The organism is Malaciobacter sp., assembly GCF_055140965.1.
Genome location: NZ_JBSRRO010000007.1, coordinates 1 through 19,502 on the forward strand (window position 1 = coordinate 1; position 19,502 = coordinate 19,502).

Sequence of the window (19,502 nt, forward strand, 5' to 3'; positions counted from 1 at the left end):
AATTCCATATTTAACTGCTAAGTCTTGTTGCTCATCAGTGTTTACTTTACAAATATTTGCTTTTCCATCAAACTCTTCACCTAACTCTTCAATTACTGGTGCTAGCATTCTACAAGGTCCACACCATGGAGCCCAAAAATCTACTAATGATACACCATTTGCTACTGTACTTTCAAAGTTCTCTTGTGTTAATTCAATATATTTTCCCATATTATTTTCCTTATTATTTTTATTTATTAATTTGGCGAAATTTTATCTGTTTAGATACTTTTTGTCAAGTATGTACTTTTTAGTTTCATAGTAACCTTTAAGTAACTATTAAAGCTAATATTAGTAAACTTATAAAAACTATAAAGGCTTTTTATGGAATCTAACAACAAAAAATATAACTGTTTTTTTCAATTGGCAACTGATATAATTGGTGGAAAATGGAAAGGTATGGTTCTTTGGGCTTTAAAAAAAGATGTTAAAAGAAATGGAGAATTAAAAAGATTAATTCCAAATATTTCTCAAAAAATGCTAACACAGCAATTAAGAGAATTAGAAGAAGTAGGAATTGTTCAAAGAATTGTTTATCCTCAAGTACCTCCTAAAGTTGAATATAAATTAACAAAAGCTGGTGAGAAATTAATTCCAATTTTGTATGATCTGCATGATTGGGGTAAAGAGTATGCTGTTGATAATGAAATTGGATTAAGATTTGATGAAGATGCAAATTGTGTAATAGATTAAACTTTTAAGTTTAATCTATTTTTACTAGATATCTTCCAGTAGCTTTTGAAGTTAATATTTTCTCATATGCATCTTTAATTTCATCTAGAGTAATTTGGCTTGTAAGTTTTTCTAAATTAGAATTTTTATACTCTTTTGCTATTTTTCCCCAGATTTTTTCTTTTTTCTCTAATGGAATTTCAACTGAATCAATTCCTATAAGTCTTACTCCTCTTAAAATAAAAGGGAATACATTTGTATTTAACTCATGTGAAGATGTTAATCCACAACAAGTTGCAACTCCACTATGTTTTATCTGTTTTAATGCATGGGCTAGATATTCCCCTCCTACTGTATCAACTACTGCATCATAAACTTCACTTAACATTGGTTTTTTATTTGAAATATCAAAATCTTCTCTTAATATTACTTCATTAGCTCCTAAAGATTTTAAATACTCTATTTTATCTTTTTTACCTGTTATTGTAACTACTTCATATCCAAGTTTTGCTAAGATTACTACAGCAATACTTCCAACTCCACCTGTTGCACCTGTAACTAATACTTTACCACTATTTATTGAGTTTTCTTGTAGTTCGTTTATACTAAGTGCTGCTGTTAATCCAGCAGTTCCATATATCATAATCTCTTTTTCATCAAGTCCTTTAGGAATTTTAATAAGCCATGAAGCTGGTATTTTTACATACTCTTGATGTCCTCCATCTGTATTCATACCTAAATCATATCCAGTGGCAACTACTTTATCACCTTTTTTAAAATTTGAATTATTTGATTCTACAACTTCACCTGACACATCAATACCAGTTACATGAGGAAAAACTTTTGTAACTCCTTTATTTCCAATAGAGCTTAATGCATCTTTGAAGTTTAAAGAAGAGTAAGAGGCTTTTACTAATACTTCATCTTTTTCTATTTTTGGAATATCAATATCTTTTACAGAACTAATAAACTTTTTATCTTCTATTTTTTCTACTACAAATGCTCTCATTAATTTTCCTTTTTTTTAATAGTTTAAAAAAGTTTAGCTAAAATAAATAAGAAGCACAAGAGCTTACACAAAAGATATATAGTTTCAAAAAAGATACTAATGAGGGTTTTATGAGTAAAGATATTGATTTAATAATTGATAAAGAAGATGAGAAGTGTCCAGTTGAAATAGCATTGGATGTAATAGATGGAAAATGGAAGATTTTGATACTTTGGTATTTAAGAAGAGATACAAAAAGATTTAATGAATTGCAAAGACAAATGCCAAAAATTACACAAAAAATGTTATCCCAAAAATTAAAAGAGCTAGAGTTAGATGGTATTATTACTAGAGTTGTTTATCCCCAAGTACCTCCAAAAGTTGAGTACTCATTAAGTGAATATGGTAAGAGTTTAAAACCAATTTTAAAACAGTTATATTTTTGGGGAGAAAAGCATAAAAAGAGTAAAGAGTTATAAAATAAACTCTTTATTCTTTCTTTATTAAGCTTCTTTATTAAAGTTTTTATCTAGTGCTGTTCTAATTCTTAAATTTACTTCATCATATCCAAGTATTGCCATGATATCATAAACAGAAGGTGCTTGTGTTCCACCTGTAAGTGCTATTCTAATTGGTTGGAATAGTTGTGGAAATTTTAGCTCAAACTCTTTTATAAAAGGTTTAGTAATATCTTCATAATCACAAGCTAAATGTAGTGAGTCTTTTTTCTCTTCTAAAGTTTTTAAGTATGCATCCATAAACTTTGAAGTATCTTCTTTTATGAATTTTTTTACACCTTTTTCTTCATATTGACTTGGTCTATTTATTATAATATCTATTGCATTTTTTAATTCTACTAATGTTTGTGCTCTCTCTTTTGATAAATCTAAAATCATCTCTTTTTTATCATGTCCTTGTAAGTGACAATCAAAAAACTCTAACTCTTTTGCTAATCTATCATTTGATATATTTTTTATATAGTGTGAATTTAGCCATAGAAGTTTTTCTTGATTATAAGATGATGCAGACTTATTTATATTTGAAGGATCAAATAGCTCAAGCATCTCTTCCATTGAGAATATTTCTTGGTCTTTATTAGACCATCCAAGTCTTACTAAAAAGTTTAATAATGCTTCTGGTAAATATCCTTGTCTTTTATATTCCATTACATCCATAGCACCATCTCTTTTAGAAAGTTTTTTCCCTTGTGGATTATTAATCATAGGAACATGGAAAAATTTAGGAATATCAAAACCTAAAGCTTCATAAATAATAATCTGTTTTGCAGTATTAGTTAAATGGTCATCTCCTCTAATTACATCAGTCATACCCATTAGTGCATCATCAATTGCAACAACAAAATTATAAGTTGGATTGCCATTGCTTCTTGCAATAATAAAATCATCTACTTCATTGCAGTTTATATTCATGATTGACTTTACGCCATCTACAAAAGTGATTTTTCCCTCAAGTGGAGCTTTTATTCTTACTACTGGCTCAATACCACTTGGAGGTGTTCCTGTAAAGTCTCTGTATCTTCCATCATATCTTGGAGTCTGTTTATTTGCCATTTGCTTTTCTCTTAAAGCTTCAAGCTCATCTTTACTCATATAACAATAGTAAGCTTTTCCTTCATCTAAAAGTTGTTGAATATATTTTTTATAAATATCCATTCTTTTTGATTGATACTCTACTTCTCCATCATAACTTAAACCAACCCACTCAAAAGCTTCAAGTATTGCTTTCATAGCATCATCATTATTTCTTTGAGTGTCTGTATCTTCTATTCGTAATCTAAATTCACCATTTGTTTTTCTTGCCCATAAATAGTTATATAAAGCCGTTCTTAATCCACCAATATGTAGATATCCTGTTGGGCTTGGAGCAAATCTTGTAATTGCCATTATTTTCCATCCTTATTTTTATAACTTCTAAAAAATCCAATTGCTGAGACTATTGCAACTATACATATAAATACTATCATTACAATATCAAGAATTTCCATTTGATTCCTTTTCTTTTAATTGACCACATGCTGCTGAGATATCAAGACCTTTTGATTCTCTAATAGTGCAAAGCAATCCTTTATTTATTAAATATTCTTGGAATTTTACCATATCTTTACTTTCTGGTCTTTGATATGGTGTACCTGGATATGGATTAAAATAGATTAAATTTACTTTTGCTTTGATACCATTTAGTAATTTCAATAGTTTATCAGCAGATTTTATATCATCATTTTTATCTTTAATTACAAGATATTCAAACATTACTTTTTTTCTTGCATCAACTGGAAAGTTTCTAACAGCATTTATAATACTTTCTATATTGTATGCTTTGTTCATAGGAATTAATTCACTTCTTAATTTATCATCAACTGCATGTAAAGAAATAGCAAGTTGAATTCCTAAATCTTCTTTACCTAACTTTTCTATTTTACTACTTATTCCAGATGTAGAAACTGTTTGTCTTCTTCTACTTATTGCAAGTCCATCAAGTTCACTAAAAACTTTAACTGCTTTTACAAAATTCTTATAATTATCAAGTGGTTCACCCATACCCATATAAACAATATTAAGTGATTTATTTTCAGCTATATTGTTATCTCTTTTGATATTTACAATTTGTGCAATATACTCTCCAACTGTTAAATTTCTTACGAAACCACCTTTTGCTGTTAGGCAAAATGTACACCCTACTTTGCATCCAACTTGTGAAGAGATGCAAACAGTATATTTCTCACTTCTTTCTATCTTGCCATCTTCATTAATTTTTTTCTTTTTCATTAAAAGTAAAACAGCCTCAACTGTTAAGCCATCATGTAGTTGAAAAAGATATTTTATACTTCCATCTAAACTCTGCTCTTTTTTTACTATTTTCATAATATCTAAAGCATAATTTTCTTTTAATTGTTCTTTTAAATCATTTGGTATATTTTTCATTTCATCATATGATGAAGCATATTTTTTATATATCCAATTATAAACTTGTTTTGCCCTAAAAGAAGGTTTTAATTCTTCTTTCAACTCATCTAATGTAAAGTCATATATTGATTGCATTATTACCTTTCATTTACATCTATTCTAAAGCGTAAGTATACTCTTTTTCTACTCTATTTCTGCTTTTAATAAAATAAATTTTTTACTATAATATTTAATATATATGTTGTAAAGTTTAATAATTGTTTCACGTGAAACACTGAAATGAAATAGAGTTTTTTCTTTAATAAAGTATTTATTAAAATGATAAAGAAAAAATAAAGTCTATTAATAAAACAGCTATAAAATAGTATTAATATAATAAAGTTTTAATAAACATAGTTATATAAAATATATAAATTTTCTATAATTGAAAATCTTTTAGTTTAATAAAATTTTTAAAAAGTTTACATAAATTGCTAAATATGTTTCACATGAAACATCGTAATGAAAAAGCAAATAGTTAGTTTTTTAAATTTTAAAGGTGTAATGCTTTGTAATCATGTAGTTAAGAATTTAAAATAATCGTAGTTATTTTACTACGATTATTTTATAATATTTTTTTCAATTAATGAATTAGTAAGTTTAGACATAGCCTCTTTATGATTTTTTAGAAAATCTTCATGGGCAGTTTCATTAGTATAATTTGTAACTACAAATATTCCACCTACAGGAATTTCAAACTCTTTTGCAACTTGCAATACTGCAAAAAATTCCATATTTTCAACTCCAATACCGTAAGCATTAAACTTTTTACTTAAAGAAAAATTTGAAGAGATATAGTTTGAACTATTTACAATTGTATCATTTCTAACAAATTTATTTTCAGATTCTAGTACATTATCAAGTGGAGTATATGAATTGTTTTGTAAAAAAGATAGCTCAATATTTGCTGCTCTTTTTGACTCAATTATATCAAAAATATTGTGCTCTCCATAAGAACCTGCACTTCCAACAAAAAGTATAAAATCTGGTTTGTCAAAAAGGCATTTTCTTGTTAGGTTGATTGACATTTCTATTAATCCTACACCCATTGGCTCAGCGAACTTAAAAGTTTCATTTCTACCTGCACAAATAATCATTTGCACTCCAATTTGTAATTAACACTCATTTTTATATTCTTCGCTGTTTGTTGTGGCACAGAAATTGAAGTATCAGATGATTTAGCACTATACATTACTTCACTTCCTCTATAATAAGAGTTTTGCAAAGAGTGTATATTTATATTTTTTACTTCACATTTTTTTTTCAAATCAGTAGATAAATTTTTTGCATACTTCTCTATCCAAGTTATTGATTCATATCTTAAAAGATCAATGGCAATATTTGCTGAAGTATCTTTAACCTTCCATGATAAGTTTGAAACAATTATAGAAGTATCTCTATGGTTTTTTAAATCAATTAAGCCATTGATAAACTTACTAATCTTTTTTGGATCATTTGATTCAATACCATATTTTATCTCTCCAATATACCCATCTATATGTGGAGTATTACTTTTATATTTATATCTAGGTCTTATGTTAAAAGTACCAAGGTTTTTTTCTACATAATTCATATCTTTGATGTAGTTGTTAAACTTTTCAAGTTTTGAAGAAACTTTTTTTTCACTATCTAACTCTACAACTAACTTAATATCTGAATTTAAAATATCAGGTATTAATTTTTTTGTAAAAGTTTTTGAAAAGTCAATTTCATATGACAAAAGCGATAACGGAAGTACAGAAGATAATACTGCACATTTTAGAAATCTATTCATTTTATATCCTTACGGGAATGTTATTCTCTTTTAAGTAGTGTTTTAAATCCATGATATCTATCTCTTTATAATGAAATATAGATGCAGCTAAAGCAGCACTTGCACCACAATTAAAAGCATCTTTAATATGCTCCATTGTTCCAGCACCACCACTTGCAATAACTGGAATATCAACTACAGATGAAATTTGTTGAGTAATATTAAGTTCAAATCCAGTTTTAGCACCATCTGTATCCATTGATGTTAGAAGTATCTCTCCAGCACCTCTACTATAGACCTCTTTAGCCCACTTTACTGCATCAAGTCCTGTATCTTCTCTTCCACCTTTTACAAAAACACGATATGAACCATCCTGAACCTTTTTCACATCAATAGCTACAACAATACATTGTGTACCAAATCTTTTTGCACTTTCATTTATGAAATCTGGATTATTAACAGCTGATGAATTAATTGATACTTTATCACAACCTACATTTAGTAGTTTATATATATCTTCAAGTTTTCTTATACCTCCACCAACTGTTAATGGAATAAAAACCTCTTTTGCAACATCTTTTACAATATCAACAATTGTGTCTCTATTCTCATGACTTGCAGTTATATCAAGGAAAGTTATCTCATCTGCTCCTTCATTATTATATCGTTTAGCAACTTCTACAGGATCACCAGCATCTTTTAGTCCAACAAAATTTACGCCTTTTACAACTCTTCCATCTTTTACATCTAAACAAGGTATAATTCTTTTTGCAAAATTACTCAATTATTCTTTCCTTAATTTTAATAGTGAAAAATATTATCTAATTGTAAGTTAAAATTAGATATAATATCTGCTTATGGAAAATATTAAAGCTAAAAAAAAATACGGACAAAACTTTTTAATCGATAAAGCTGTTTTAAACGGAATCATCCAAGCGATGCCCAACAATGAAAATCACATTGTTGAGATTGGGCCTGGCTTAGGTGATTTGACAGAAAAATTAGTCAAGTACAAAGATATGACTGCTTATGAAGTAGACACTGATTTAATTGGTGTTTTAAGGTCTAAATTTAAAGACGAAATAGATAGTAACAAGCTAGATTTAGTACATACAGATGTACTAAAAACTTGGGAGAGCCAAAAGACGTTACATGAGGGTAAATATGACTTAATAGCAAATTTACCCTACTATATCGCAACAAACATTATATTAAGAGCGTTAGAAGATACTAATTGTGAGCATATAATAGTAATGATACAAAAAGAAGTAGCAGTAAAATTTACTGCACAAGTAAATGAAAAAGAGTACTCTTCTTTAGGTATTATTTCACAATTGTTAACAAAAGATTCGAAGATACTTTTTGATGTATCACCAGATTCATTCAACCCTGCTCCAAAGGTTGTTTCTTCGATTTTATATTTGAAAAAGAACATGACTAGTTCTTTAAATAGTGATTTTAAAAAGTTTTTAAAAGCCTGTTTTTCACAGCCAAGAAAAAAACTTTCAAAAAACTTATCCACTGTTGTAGAAAAGTCAGAACTTTCTCAAATCTTTAATGAACTTGATATAAGTGATAATAAAAGACCTCATGAAGTTAGCGCATCTTTGTATAGCCAAATGTATACAAAGGTTAAAAATGGAAGAGAAAAAAGTTCAAGAGGATAAAGTAGAACAGCATAATCCTAAGCAACAACAAAAAAGTTCAACGAATACAAGGCCAAGAAGTAATAATAAACCTACTTCAACAACTACAAAAAACAGTACAGAAAAAGCTAGTACTTCTACAGAAGAAGACAACAAAAAAAATATAAATAACAATAACCAAAGAAAAAGAAAACCAAGACCAAAATTTCAAAAAGGTGATGGTTGGATAAGTGATCTTAAGAAAGCACACTTAATCAATGAAAAAATTCATAGAGATAGATTAAATCCACACTATAAATTAAATCTAAATACAAATGCCAAAGTAAGAATAACTCCACTTGGTGGATTAGGTGAAATTGGTGGAAATATGATGGTTATTGAAACTGAAAACTGTGCAATTATTGTTGATGTTGGTATGAGTTTCCCTGATGATGATATGCACGGAGTTGATATTTTGATTCCAGATTTTACTTATATTAGAGAAATCAAAAATAAAATCGCAGGAATAGTAATTACTCATGGTCATGAAGATCATATTGGTGCAATGCCATATTTATTTAAAGAGATGCAATTTCCTGTTTATGGAACATCATTGCCATTAGAGATGATTGGTTCAAAATTTGATGAACATAAAATGAGAGAACATAGAAAATTCTTTAGAGCAATACAAAAAAGAACTCCAATAAAAATTGGTGAATTTGAAGTTGAATGGATGCATATTACTCACTCAATTATTGATTCATCATCAATTGCTGTAAAAACAGAAGCTGGAACTATTATTCATACAGGTGATTTTAAAATTGACCATACACCAATTGATGGATATCCAACGGACTTACATAGATTAGCACATTATGGGGAACAAGGAGTTTTACTTCTTACTAGTGATTCAACAAATTCACACTCTCCTGGTTTTACTAAATCTGAAAAAACTGTTGGTCCTACATTTGATAGAATTTTCGCAACTGCTAAAGGTAGAGTTATTATGTCAACATTCTCATCAAATGTTCATAGAATATCTCAAGCAATTGATAGAGGAATTAAGCATAATAGAAAGATTTGTATTATTGGAAGATCAATGGAGAAAAATCTTGATTTAGCAATGACATTAGGTTATATAAAATTTCCTAAAGAAGCTTTTATTGATCCACATGAAGTTAATAAGTACAATGATAATGAAGTTCTTATTGTAACAACAGGAAGTCAAGGTGAACCAATGAGTGCACTTTATAGAATGTCTATTCATGAACACAGACACATTAAAATAAAGCCTACAGATCAAGTTATTTTATCTGCAAAAGCTATTCCTGGAAATGAAGCTAGTGTATCAGGTATTATGAATCATTTATTAAAAGCTGGAGCAAAAGTTGCATATAAAGATTTTAGTGATATTCATGTTTCTGGACATGCTGCACAAGAAGAACAAAAACTTATGTTAAGACTTATTAAACCAAAATTCTTCATGCCTGTTCATGGTGAGTATAACCATGCATTAAAACATGGTGAAACTGGTGTAGAGTGTGGAGTTTTAGAAAGAAACTTATATATTATGAGTGATGGGGAACAAGTTGAAGTTACTCCAAAATATCTTAAAAAAGTAAAAACTGTAAAAACTGGTAAAGTCTATATTGACAATCAGTTAAATAATAAAATCGCAGATGATATTGTAATTGATAGACAAACAATGGCAAATGAAGGTGTGGTTATGATTGTTGCACAAGTAAATGAAGATGATAGAACATTAGCTCAAAAACCTAGAGTTACTTCATTTGGTTTGGTTCCAAATAAACAAGATAGATTTTTTGCAAAAGAGATAGAAGATATTTTATTAATTGCTCTTAAAAATGCAAAACCAGGAATATTTAAAAATAATAAAATTTTAGAAGACGAAATTAGAAAAGTAGTAAGAAAACATTGTTTTAGAAAATATAAAAAATATCCAATGATTGTACCTACATTAATCGTTCAGTAAGGATAAAAGATGAATTATAAAGAGCTTGCAAAAGAAGTACTATTAACAGAAGCAAAAGAGTTAGAATTAGCTGCAAAAAATCTTGATTTTGATTTTGAGAAATTAGTTGATTTGATTGTAAATTCAAAAGGAAAGTTAATAGTAACAGGTGTAGGTAAATCTGGATTAGTGGGAAGTAAAATAGCAGCAACACTAGCTAGTACTGGAACTAGTTCATTTTTCCTGCATCCAACAGAAGCAATGCATGGCGATTTAGGAATGATAGGAAAAGATGATATTGTTTTAGGGATTTCTTATAGTGGAGAGAGTGAAGAATTAATTCAAATTCTTCCCCATTTAAAAAGATTTGACATTCCTTTAATTGCAATGGCAAAAAATAAAAACTCAACACTTGGAAAATATGCAGACTTCTTTTTAAATATAAATGTTACAAAAGAAGCCTGTCCTTTAGACACAGCCCCAACCTCTTCTACAACATTAACAATGGCAATGGGAGATGTTTTAGCAGTATGTCTTATGAAAAAAAGAGATTTTAAAAAAGAAGATTTTGCTTCATTTCATCCTGGTGGAAGTTTAGGTAAAAAACTTTTTATAAAAGTTGATGACTTATTAAGAAAAGATACTTTACCTGTAGTTTCACGTGAAACAAAACTAAAAGATGCAATTGTAACTATGAGTGAGGGAAGAATCGGAAGTGTAATTATAATTGATGAAAATGAAAAAGTAATAGCACTTCTTAGTGATGGAGATTTAAGAAGAGCTCTTATGAATAAAGATTTCTCAATTGATTGTGCAATAGAAAAAGTTGCAACAATGAACCCAAAAGTTATAAATGATAAAAATATTTTAGCAAGTGATGCTTTACAAATTATAGAAGATTATAAGATACAACTTCTAATAGTTGTTGATGATGAAGAAAAGCTAGTTGGAGTTTTACATATTCATGATTTAATTGAAGCAGGCATAAAATAAGGAAAACCATGGCTAAAGAAAAAAATATCACAAAACAGAGTGAAGATTTAGTAAGATTAAATAAGTTTCTTTCTCACAATAGTACATACTCAAGAAGAGAAGCAGATAAAATTATTGAAGAAGGAAGAGTATCAATTGATGGCAAAGTTGTAACAAATCTTGCAACTAAAGTATCAGAAAATAATCTTGTAAAAATTGATAAAAAAGTTATTAAAGCTGATAAAAATAGAATGTACACAGTTATAGTTTATAATAAACCAAAAGGTGAACTAGTAACAAAAAGTGATCCTCAAGGAAGAAAAACTATTTATGATACATTAGGTAAAAAATATAAACACTTTTTACCAATTGGAAGATTAGACTATGCTAGTGAGGGTGTAATTTTACTTTCTGATAGTGTAGATGTAGTAAATAAATTAATGCATTCAAATTTAGAAAGAATTTATAAACTTAAAGTTGATGGTGAAGTTGACCATAAAGTAGAAAAAGCAATGTTGGAAGGTTTAGAGTTAGATGATGCAAGTGAAGGTGCTCACGAAAAATCAAAAATAAAATCTATGACTTTCGCACCTTTTGTTGCATATCAAATCCTTTCTGCAAACAATAATTTTTCAAAATTAAAAGTAGCAATTAGTGAGGGGAAAAATAGAGAATTAAGAAGATTCTTTGGACACTTTGGACTAAATGTTATGGATTTAAAAAGATTAGAGTTTGGCGGTATTTCATTGAATAACTTGCCAACAGGAAAAAGCAGATACTTAAATAAAGAAGAGTATAGAAACTTAAGAAAATATTTAAATAGCGATGATGATTGATTTATCCAACCAATTAAGACCAACAACCTTAGAAAGCTTTGTTGGTCAATCTCACATTATTGGCAAAGACAAAGCCTTATATAAGCTTTTGATAAAAAAAGAGATTCCTCACCTATTTTTTTATGGGAAGCCAGGAACTGGAAAAACTACCCTTGCAAAAATAATTGCAAAACACATTAATAGTGATTACTACTACTTTAATGCAACTACAATAAAAATAGATGAATTAAGAAAAGTTTTTGATAAATATAAAAATTCACTAATTAAACCTATTGTATTTATAGATGAAGTACATAGATTATCAAAAAATCAACAAGAAGTATTACTACCAATAATGGAGAGTTATCAAGCTATAATTATTGGTGCAAGTACAGAAAATCCGTTTTTCACCCTAACCTCTGCTATTCGTTCTAGATCTTTTTTATATGAGTTTAAACCCTTAACAAATATTGAATTAGATGGAATAATTCAAACAGCATTAAATAGTAGTGATATAACGCTAAGTAAAGAGGCTAGAGAGTATTTAATCGCTTCAAGTAGTGGTGATGCAAGGGCAATGCTTAATTTGCTTAATTTTGCCTCTAAAATAGAAAATAACATAAGCTTTGAAACTTTAAAAGAGTTACGCTCAAATGTAATTGGTGATGGAGTTAGTTCAAGCAATAGTCATTATGACCTTGCAAGTGCTATGATAAAGTCATTACGAGGTTCAGATGTAGATGCAGCACTTTATTACTTAGGAAGATTAATAAATGGTGGTGAAAGTGTTGACTTTATAACTCGAAGAATGGTTATCTTTGCAAGTGAAGATATAGGAAATGCAAATCCAAATGCTTTAAATCTTGCAGTAAGTACAATGCAAGCTTGCAATAAAATAGGATATCCAGAAGCTAGAATAATATTAGGACAGTGTGCTATTTATTTAGCATCTTGTCCAAAATCAAATAGTGCTTACAATGCTATTAATAAAGCATTGGCTGATATAAAAGATGGTAGAATTTTAGAAATACCAAAACACATTGACTCTTTTCATAAAGGATACAAATATCCCCATGATTTTGGTGGATGGGTAGAACAAGAGTATTTAAATGAGCCAGTAAACTATTATAGTTCAAGTAATATTGCATATGAAAAAACTTTAAATGAATGGCTAAAAAAAATAAAAGGAATGAATTAATGGATTTTTTAATGCAGTACTATTTATGGATAGTAATATTTCATATTATGGCAATGATGTCATGGATGGCAATGCTTTTTTATCAGCCAAGATTGTATGTATATCATACAGAACATAAAAATAAACCAGACTTTGTTGAAGTTGTAAAAATCCAAGAGTATAAAATGTACAAGTATATTGGTCTTCCTGCTATGTGGGCTACAGTAATAAGTGGTCTACTTATGATATATTTAAGACCAGAGATGCTTGATTTTAATGATCCATGGCTTTTTGCGAAGCTGTTTTTTGCTGGACTTTTAGTAGCATACTCTTTTTCAATGGAGTATTTTAGAAAAAGATTAGAAAAAGGTATATATCCAAAAAGTGGTAATTTCTTTAGAGCATATAATGAAGTGCCAACTGTACTTTCTATTTTAATAGTAGGATATGTAGTAGTAAAAACTTTTTCTTTACTATTTACTCTTATTACACTACTCTTTGGCGCTTTTATTATCTATAAAGTATTAAGACAAAAACCAAAAGATGAATCATGATATTTGAAAAAGTTTATACCCTAGATACTAATATTTTACTTGAAGATGCAAAAAATATCTTCAAATTAAGTGATGAAAATAAAAATTTAATAGTTCTTCCTGAAACAGTTTTAGATGAGATTGATTCTAAAAAGAGTGGATTTGATGAGATTAACTTTCAAGCAAGAGAGTTTGCAAGAGTTTTAGAAAATTCACAAATTATCCAAAGCAAAAAAGTAGCAGATTTTAAAATTGTTACAATTAAAGTTTTTGATATATTTGAAGCAACTATTGATGTTATTTCAAAAGAAGAGTATTTAATAAATATAAAAAATGTTGCACCAAATATCATAAATGATAGAAAAATTCTTGAAGTTGCAAAATTTGTAGAGAGCCATTATACATGTGAGTCTGATTTTTTATCTTTAGATATTATGGCAAGAACAAGAGCTGTTTCTATGGATATTAAGACTGATTCTTTACTTGGAACTAGTGAAAAAGAGTTTGATTATGAATTTATAAAAACAATTACAATAAAATTTGAACAGCTAGAAACTATTAATAACTCCTCTATTTTTGATTATGATGAAGAACATAAAGTACATAATTTTGCTTATTGTTTTAAAGTTAAGGGTTCAGATCAAGTACTATTAGCTTGTATTCAAAATAAAAAAATCATTATATTAGATGAGACAGAAATAAGAAATCAAATAATTACACCTTTAAATAAAGAACAATTATTTTTCTCAAATGCAATATTAAAACATTACTTTAATGTTTTAATAGTTGAGGCAAAAGCAGGAAGTGGTAAAACCTTATTAGCATTAAGTGGTGCATTAAAGCTAGTTAGACAAAAATATTTTCAAAGAATAATATATATAAGAAACTCAATTGAGTCATTAGACAAAGGCGAAGATATTGGTTATTTACCAGGTTTTGAAGAAAAGTTTAAAATATATAATCATCCTTTAATGGATAGTTTAGATTATATTATAAGAAGTGAACACAAAAAGAAATCAAACAAAAAGAATTTTCAGTATGATGAGCTTGATGATGTAGAGGTAAATGCACGAATTGAACAACTTATTCAAAATTATAGTATTGAGACTATGTGGGTAGGTGAAATGAGAGGTAGAACCTTATCAAATGCATTTGTTATAATTGATGAAGCTCAGAATATGTCAAATAAAACCATGCAAATGGTACTTTCAAGAGTCGATAATAGCTGTAAAGTTGTAATCTTAGGAAGTAATAAGCAAATTGACAATTTTTATGTAAATAAGCATACAAATGCACTTACAACACTTTTAAAATCTACTAAAAATGAAAGTGATTTAGTAAAACCTTTTGCTATAAAATTAGAAAAAGTTCTACGAGGTCCAATTACTGAATGGGCTGAACAAATTTTTAGTTCTAAGCACAAATAAATCATTTTAAATTATATTTAGCAATATTTAGATACCTTTACATAATAAAATATGTAAAGGTGTACACAATGAAAATAGTATTTTTAGATAGAGCTACATTAGGTTTTGACATATCTTTAGATGAGTTTAATAAGTTTGGTGAAGTAGTAGTTTATGATACTACAAAACCAACTGAAACACTAACTAGAGTAAAAGATGCAGATATTGTTATTACAAATAAAGTTGTAATAGATAGAAAAATAATGGATAATTCAACTCTTAAGTTAGTTTGTATTGCAGCAACAGGAATGAACAATGTTGACCTTGAATACGCTAAAGTTAAAGGAATTGAAGTTAAAAATGTTGCAGGATATTCAACTGATAGTGTAACACAATTAACATTTTCTTATGTATTTCATTTTATCCAACAATTAAATTACTATACTTCATATGTAAATAAAGGAAATTGGGAAAAGTCAGATATTTTCACACATATAGACAAACCATTTTATGAATTAAAAGACAAAAATTGGGGAATAATTGGATTAGGTAATATTGGAGAAAATGTTGCAAAAATAGCAAAATCTTTTTCTTGTAATGTAAGTTATTATTCAACAAGTGGTAAGAATAATAATACAAACTATGAAAGTAAAAGTTTAGACTCTTTGCTTAAAGAATCTGATATTATTTCTATTCATTGTCCTTTAAATGAAACAACTACTAATTTGCTTAATAAATCAAATTTAAATTTGATTAAAGATGGTGCAATACTAATGAATTTAGGTAGAGGTGGAATAATAAATGAAGCTGACCTTGCAAATATAATTGATTCAAAAGAGCTATATTGTGGTATTGATGTAGTATCAAAAGAACCTATAGAAGAAGACTCACCCTTATTAAAAGTAGAAAATAAAAACAGACTAGCATTAACTCCACATATTGGATGGGCATCAATTGAAGCTAGAAAAAGACTTGTTGATATGATTATTAATAACATATCTGAATACATAAAATAATACATATTTTAATTTGTATTGGAGTATAAATGAACTATTTACAATATACATCTAAAGAGATGTTCTCTTCAACTGAGTTAATTAGAAAAAGTAAAATGATATTTGAAAAAATAAATAAACATGAAATTGAAAAGGCAATAATTCTAAGAGATGGAAAGCCAAGTTTTATGTTGCTTGATTTTGAAACTTATGAAAAGTTAATGCAAGAGTACATGCAGTTGAAAACTACAAGCAAAGAAAAAATTATGCCTAAAATTGATAAAGAAGTAGAAAGTAATAGTGAAACTAAAGCTCCTTCTGAAACTAAAATTCATAAAATAATAAATAATCCAAAAACATCAATAGAAGAAATTGATGAAAATGAACTAAAAAAAGCATTTGAAGATATTGATAATATAAACTTTAGTAATTCTTTAGATAATGATACTCAAGATGTACTTGAAGAAGTCTATATTGAAGAGCGACCTATTGAAAAAAATGATGAATCACTAAAAGATTTTTGGGATTAATTTATTAAATATTGAAAGTTTATTACAAGCACTTAGATTAAAATAATAATATAAAGTTATATTTTAAGTATAATTTTGTATTATAAATACTTATATTAAACCATAAGGATAGTCATGCTAAATAAACTTTCAATAATGCTAAAGCTTAAACTAAATAGTGCACTAATAATATTTAGTTTATTAATAGCAGGTGTTATTATTTATAACATATTGAACTCTTTATCAAGGGAGTATATAAACTCATTAGCTATTGCAAAACAAAATGAAACTTTAAATGCAATATATATTAATGGACTTTTATATAATTCATCTTCTGGCGTAGTTTTTCAAAACCCAAACTCAAAAAAAGCAAAAAATACTATGCAAAATGCAATTAAAAATACTGAAAAAGCTGCAAATGAGTTCAAAAAAATAAATAACTCATTGTACATAGAGTTTGAACAAAAAGTAATTGATTTTTTACTTATATCAAAGACTTTAAATAAAAAAGTAATTGATAATCATGCATTAGAAAAAGATGATATGAAAAAATCTCTTAAAGCATGGAGAAACTTAAAGTTTACTATTATTGATATATTAAAGATAATCAAAAAAAATTCTGACATGGCACAAAAGAATTTTCATAATACAATAAAACAATCAATAATAACTGTAATTGTATTAATGTCAATTTTTTCTATAATAATACTTATATTTAATATTCTTCTTTCAAAAAGCATTATATCTCCACTAGAAATATTAAAAGATGCTATGAAGAAGCTTACAGATTCATCTAACAAAGATATTAAAATAGAGATAAAAACAAAAGATGAAACAGCCCAAATTGCAAAATATTTTAATGAATATATTAGTAAAATAGAAAAAGATCATCTTGAAGATACTTTAGTTATAAATGATGTAAATCATGTAGTAAATGAGATAAAAAAAGGTAATTTAAGCACAAGAGTTACAAAAACTAGTTCAAGTAAATCTGTAAAAGAGCTAGTAAATGCGTTAAATAGCATGCTAGATACTTTAGCTGATATCGTAGAACATGCATCTATAACGCTTAATAAATATAAGCAAGAAGATTTTACTCAAAAAACATCAATTAACGCACAAGGTGAAATTCAAAGCTTATTAAATGGTATTGATTCATTAGGCGAATCTATTTCAAAGATGCTAGTTGAAAGTACAAAAAGAGGAGTTGAATTAAAAAATAGTTCAGATGACTTACTAAAAAATGTGGATGTATTAAATGAAAGCTCAATAAAAACAGCAACAAATCTTGAAGAAACAACTGCTGCATTAGAGCAAATCACTTCTAATGTAAAAAATAATACACAAAAAATGAATGATATGACAAATTTAGCTAGAAAAGTAAGCTTATCTACGAAAGATGGTAAAGAGCTTGCTTTAAAAACAAGTATATCAATGGATGAAATTAATGAGCAAGTTAATTTAATAAATAACTCAATTACAGTAATTGACCAAATTGCTTTTCAAACAAATATATTATCATTAAATGCAGCAGTAGAAGCAGCAACTGCAGGAGAGCTAGGTAAAGGTTTTGCAGTAGTTGCAGGTGAAGTTAGAAACTTAGCAACAAGATCAGCACAAGCAGCAAAAGAGATAAAAGCATTAGTAGAACATGCAACAATTAAAGCAAATGATGGAAAAGAGATTTCAAGTAACATGATAAATGGATATGAGAGTTTAAATGAGAATATTGAGCAAACTTTAAATATTATTGAAGATGTTTCTACTTCAAGTAAAGAACAAGAAAGAGGTATTATTCAAATAAATAATGTAATAAATGAACTTGATCAAAAGACACAAAAAAATGCAACTATTGCCTCACAAGTACAAGAAATAGCAATTTTTTCTGAAAAGTTAGCAACTACAATAGTTTATGAAACTAAAAGTAAAAATTTTATAGGTAAAAATAAGTAGTAAGCCAAAAATAGAATTTATATCAAAGCCCAATAAATGTAAATTGGGCTTAAAATAAGTTATATGTTATCTTTTATGTATTGATAATCAGAAATAATTGTCCACTCTCTAATAGTTTTCATATAATCTTCTTGTGATTTAAAAATCTCTTTTAAAAGAGGTGATTTTTCTGCCATACTTTTTCTTAGCTTTTTATTTGCATCTTTTAATAGTTGCTTTACATCTTCTGGAAAGCTTTTGACTTTTATTTGAGGATGCTCTTTTTTCATTTTTTGCCAAGCTTTTGCATTCATATCATAATTTTGAATATACATATCATAAGCTGCAAGCTTAAATGCTAAGACTAAAACCTCTTGTAAGTTTTTTGGTAGTTTTTTATAAGCTCTTTTATTAACAATAAATTGTAATTCAGAAGCTGGTTCATGCCAACCTGTATAATAATACTTGGCAACTTTATGAAATCCCATATTAATATCCATTGATGGACCAACCCACTCTAATGCATCAATTGTATTTCTTTCAAAAGCTGTATAAAGTTCACCCGGTGCAATATTTGTAACTAAAGCCCCTGCTTTTGCCATAATTTCTCCTGCAAAGCCTGGAATTCTAATTTTAAGACCTTTTAAATCTTCTACAGATTTAATCTCTTTTTTAAACCAACCTCCCATTTGAACACCTGTATTTCCACCTGGAAAAGATAATACTTTATGAATCTTGTAAGTTTTTTGCATTAGTTCTAATCCACCACCATGATAAAACCAAGCATACTGTTCAGCAGCTGTCATTCCAAATGGCATTGAAGTAAAAGGTAAAGTATTTATATCTTTACCCTTCCAATAGTATGAAGCACTATGTCCAATATCATACTGCCCTGCTTTAACCATATCTAAAATACCCAAAGGCGATTTATGCTTATTTGCACTATCAACTCTAATATCAAGTTGACCATTTGACATAATTTTTGCTAAATTAGCCATTTTAATTGAAGTATCAATTAAAGGGCTTGCAGTCTTACCCCAAGTAGTAGCCATTTTAAGTTTATAAACTCTTTGTTTTGCAAATACTGTTGTACTCATTACTATTAGTAAAACAGATATTACACCTAATTTTCCAATTAATTTTTTCATTTT

Annotated in this window: 20 protein-coding genes; 12 read left to right on the forward strand and 8 right to left on the reverse strand. The window is 27.8% G+C overall.

The features are described 5' to 3' along the window. The coding region (locus ACTCCZ_RS03475) for a thioredoxin family protein (protein WP_463187147.1) at window positions 1–210 on the reverse strand (210 nt) is incomplete at its 3' end. Window positions 211–363: 153 nt separating this feature from the next. Between ACTCCZ_RS03475 and ACTCCZ_RS03480 the strand changes: the two genes are divergently transcribed. After that, complete coding sequence (locus tag ACTCCZ_RS03480; protein ID WP_079578088.1) at window positions 364–732, forward strand: winged helix-turn-helix transcriptional regulator; 369 nt, start codon at window positions 364–366, stop codon at window positions 730–732. A gap of 10 nt (window positions 733–742) precedes the next feature. Here the strand turns inward: ACTCCZ_RS03480 and ACTCCZ_RS03485 are convergent, their stop codons facing one another. Further along, a complete protein-coding gene (locus ACTCCZ_RS03485; protein ID WP_079578089.1) occupies window positions 743–1,720 on the reverse strand; it encodes a YhdH/YhfP family quinone oxidoreductase in 978 nt (325 codons plus the stop codon). Between the two features lie 110 nt (window positions 1,721–1,830). Here ACTCCZ_RS03485 and ACTCCZ_RS03490 point away from each other — a divergent pair, with 110 nt between their 5' ends. Then, on the forward strand, window positions 1,831–2,178 hold the full coding sequence (locus tag ACTCCZ_RS03490) for a winged helix-turn-helix transcriptional regulator (protein WP_079578090.1): 348 nt from the start codon (window positions 1,831–1,833) through the stop codon (window positions 2,176–2,178). Window positions 2,179–2,202: 24 nt separating this feature from the next. Here ACTCCZ_RS03490 and gltX read toward each other — a convergent pair whose 3' ends face one another. From gltX to hisF, 5 genes are all read right to left on the reverse strand, one after another. Continuing rightward, a complete protein-coding gene (gene gltX / locus ACTCCZ_RS03495) occupies window positions 2,203–3,603 on the reverse strand; it encodes a glutamate--tRNA ligase (protein WP_079578091.1) in 1,401 nt (466 codons plus the stop codon). Between the two features lie 87 nt (window positions 3,604–3,690). Then, a complete protein-coding gene (rlmN, locus tag ACTCCZ_RS03500; RefSeq protein ID WP_079578092.1) occupies window positions 3,691–4,758 on the reverse strand; it encodes a dual-specificity RNA methyltransferase RlmN in 1,068 nt (355 codons plus the stop codon). A 464-nt stretch (window positions 4,759–5,222) separates the two neighbouring features. Then, the gene (locus ACTCCZ_RS03505) at window positions 5,223–5,759 is read right to left on the reverse strand and encodes a phosphorylase family protein (RefSeq protein WP_079578093.1); all 537 of its coding nucleotides are present in this window, start codon (window positions 5,757–5,759) and stop codon (window positions 5,223–5,225) included. After that, window positions 5,756–6,436: an SIMPL domain-containing protein gene (locus ACTCCZ_RS03510; protein WP_079578094.1), complete on the reverse strand. Its 681-nt coding sequence runs from the start codon at window positions 6,434–6,436 to the stop codon at window positions 5,756–5,758. The genes ACTCCZ_RS03505 and ACTCCZ_RS03510 overlap by 4 nt, the downstream gene beginning before the upstream one ends. 1 nt (window position 6,437) lies before the next feature. Continuing rightward, a complete protein-coding gene (hisF, locus tag ACTCCZ_RS03515) occupies window positions 6,438–7,199 on the reverse strand; it encodes an imidazole glycerol phosphate synthase subunit HisF (protein ID WP_079578095.1) in 762 nt (253 codons plus the stop codon). A 73-nt stretch (window positions 7,200–7,272) separates the two neighbouring features. On the opposite strand from hisF, the gene rsmA reads away from it, so the two are divergent. From rsmA to ACTCCZ_RS03565, 10 genes are all read left to right on the forward strand, one after another. Continuing rightward, a complete protein-coding gene (gene rsmA, locus ACTCCZ_RS03520; protein WP_079578096.1) occupies window positions 7,273–8,082 on the forward strand; it encodes a 16S rRNA (adenine(1518)-N(6)/adenine(1519)-N(6))-dimethyltransferase RsmA in 810 nt (269 codons plus the stop codon). Next, the gene (locus tag ACTCCZ_RS03525; RefSeq protein ID WP_228145312.1) at window positions 8,054–10,033 is read left to right on the forward strand and encodes a ribonuclease J; all 1,980 of its coding nucleotides are present in this window, start codon (window positions 8,054–8,056) and stop codon (window positions 10,031–10,033) included. Before rsmA ends, ACTCCZ_RS03525 begins: the two co-directional genes overlap by 29 nt. Window positions 10,034–10,042: 9 nt before the next feature. Further along, window positions 10,043–11,005, forward strand: coding sequence for a KpsF/GutQ family sugar-phosphate isomerase (locus ACTCCZ_RS03530; protein WP_079578097.1), 963 nt, complete (start codon window positions 10,043–10,045; stop codon window positions 11,003–11,005). A gap of 8 nt (window positions 11,006–11,013) precedes the next feature. Beyond that, window positions 11,014–11,820, forward strand: a complete 807-nt coding sequence (locus ACTCCZ_RS03535; RefSeq protein ID WP_079578098.1) for a pseudouridine synthase — start codon at window positions 11,014–11,016, stop codon at window positions 11,818–11,820. Further along, window positions 11,813–12,997, forward strand: a complete 1,185-nt coding sequence (locus ACTCCZ_RS03540; RefSeq protein WP_079578151.1) for a replication-associated recombination protein A — start codon at window positions 11,813–11,815, stop codon at window positions 12,995–12,997. The genes ACTCCZ_RS03535 and ACTCCZ_RS03540 overlap by 8 nt, the downstream gene beginning before the upstream one ends. An 11-nt stretch (window positions 12,998–13,008) precedes the next feature. Beyond that, window positions 13,009–13,530 (forward strand): protoporphyrinogen oxidase HemJ, encoded by a 522-nt coding sequence (hemJ, locus tag ACTCCZ_RS03545; RefSeq protein WP_196778263.1) that lies wholly within the window; start codon window positions 13,009–13,011, stop codon window positions 13,528–13,530. After that, the gene (locus ACTCCZ_RS03550) at window positions 13,527–14,936 is read left to right on the forward strand and encodes a PhoH family protein (protein ID WP_196778261.1); all 1,410 of its coding nucleotides are present in this window, start codon (window positions 13,527–13,529) and stop codon (window positions 14,934–14,936) included. The genes hemJ and ACTCCZ_RS03550 overlap by 4 nt, the downstream gene beginning before the upstream one ends. A 68-nt stretch (window positions 14,937–15,004) precedes the next feature. After that, a complete protein-coding gene (locus ACTCCZ_RS03555) occupies window positions 15,005–15,931 on the forward strand; it encodes a D-2-hydroxyacid dehydrogenase (RefSeq protein ID WP_079578100.1) in 927 nt (308 codons plus the stop codon). Between the two features lie 29 nt (window positions 15,932–15,960). Further along, on the forward strand, window positions 15,961–16,440 hold the full coding sequence (locus tag ACTCCZ_RS03560; protein WP_196778262.1) for a hypothetical protein: 480 nt from the start codon (window positions 15,961–15,963) through the stop codon (window positions 16,438–16,440). A gap of 114 nt (window positions 16,441–16,554) precedes the next feature. Further along, on the forward strand, window positions 16,555–18,372 hold the full coding sequence (locus tag ACTCCZ_RS03565) for a methyl-accepting chemotaxis protein (protein WP_079578101.1): 1,818 nt from the start codon (window positions 16,555–16,557) through the stop codon (window positions 18,370–18,372). Window positions 18,373–18,431: 59 nt separating this feature from the next. On the opposite strand, the gene ACTCCZ_RS03570 is transcribed toward ACTCCZ_RS03565, so the two are convergent. Next, entirely contained in the window at window positions 18,432–19,499 is a 1,068-nt protein-coding gene (locus tag ACTCCZ_RS03570; protein ID WP_079578102.1) for a TRAP transporter substrate-binding protein, read from the reverse strand. Window positions 19,500–19,502 lie beyond the last annotated feature (3 nt).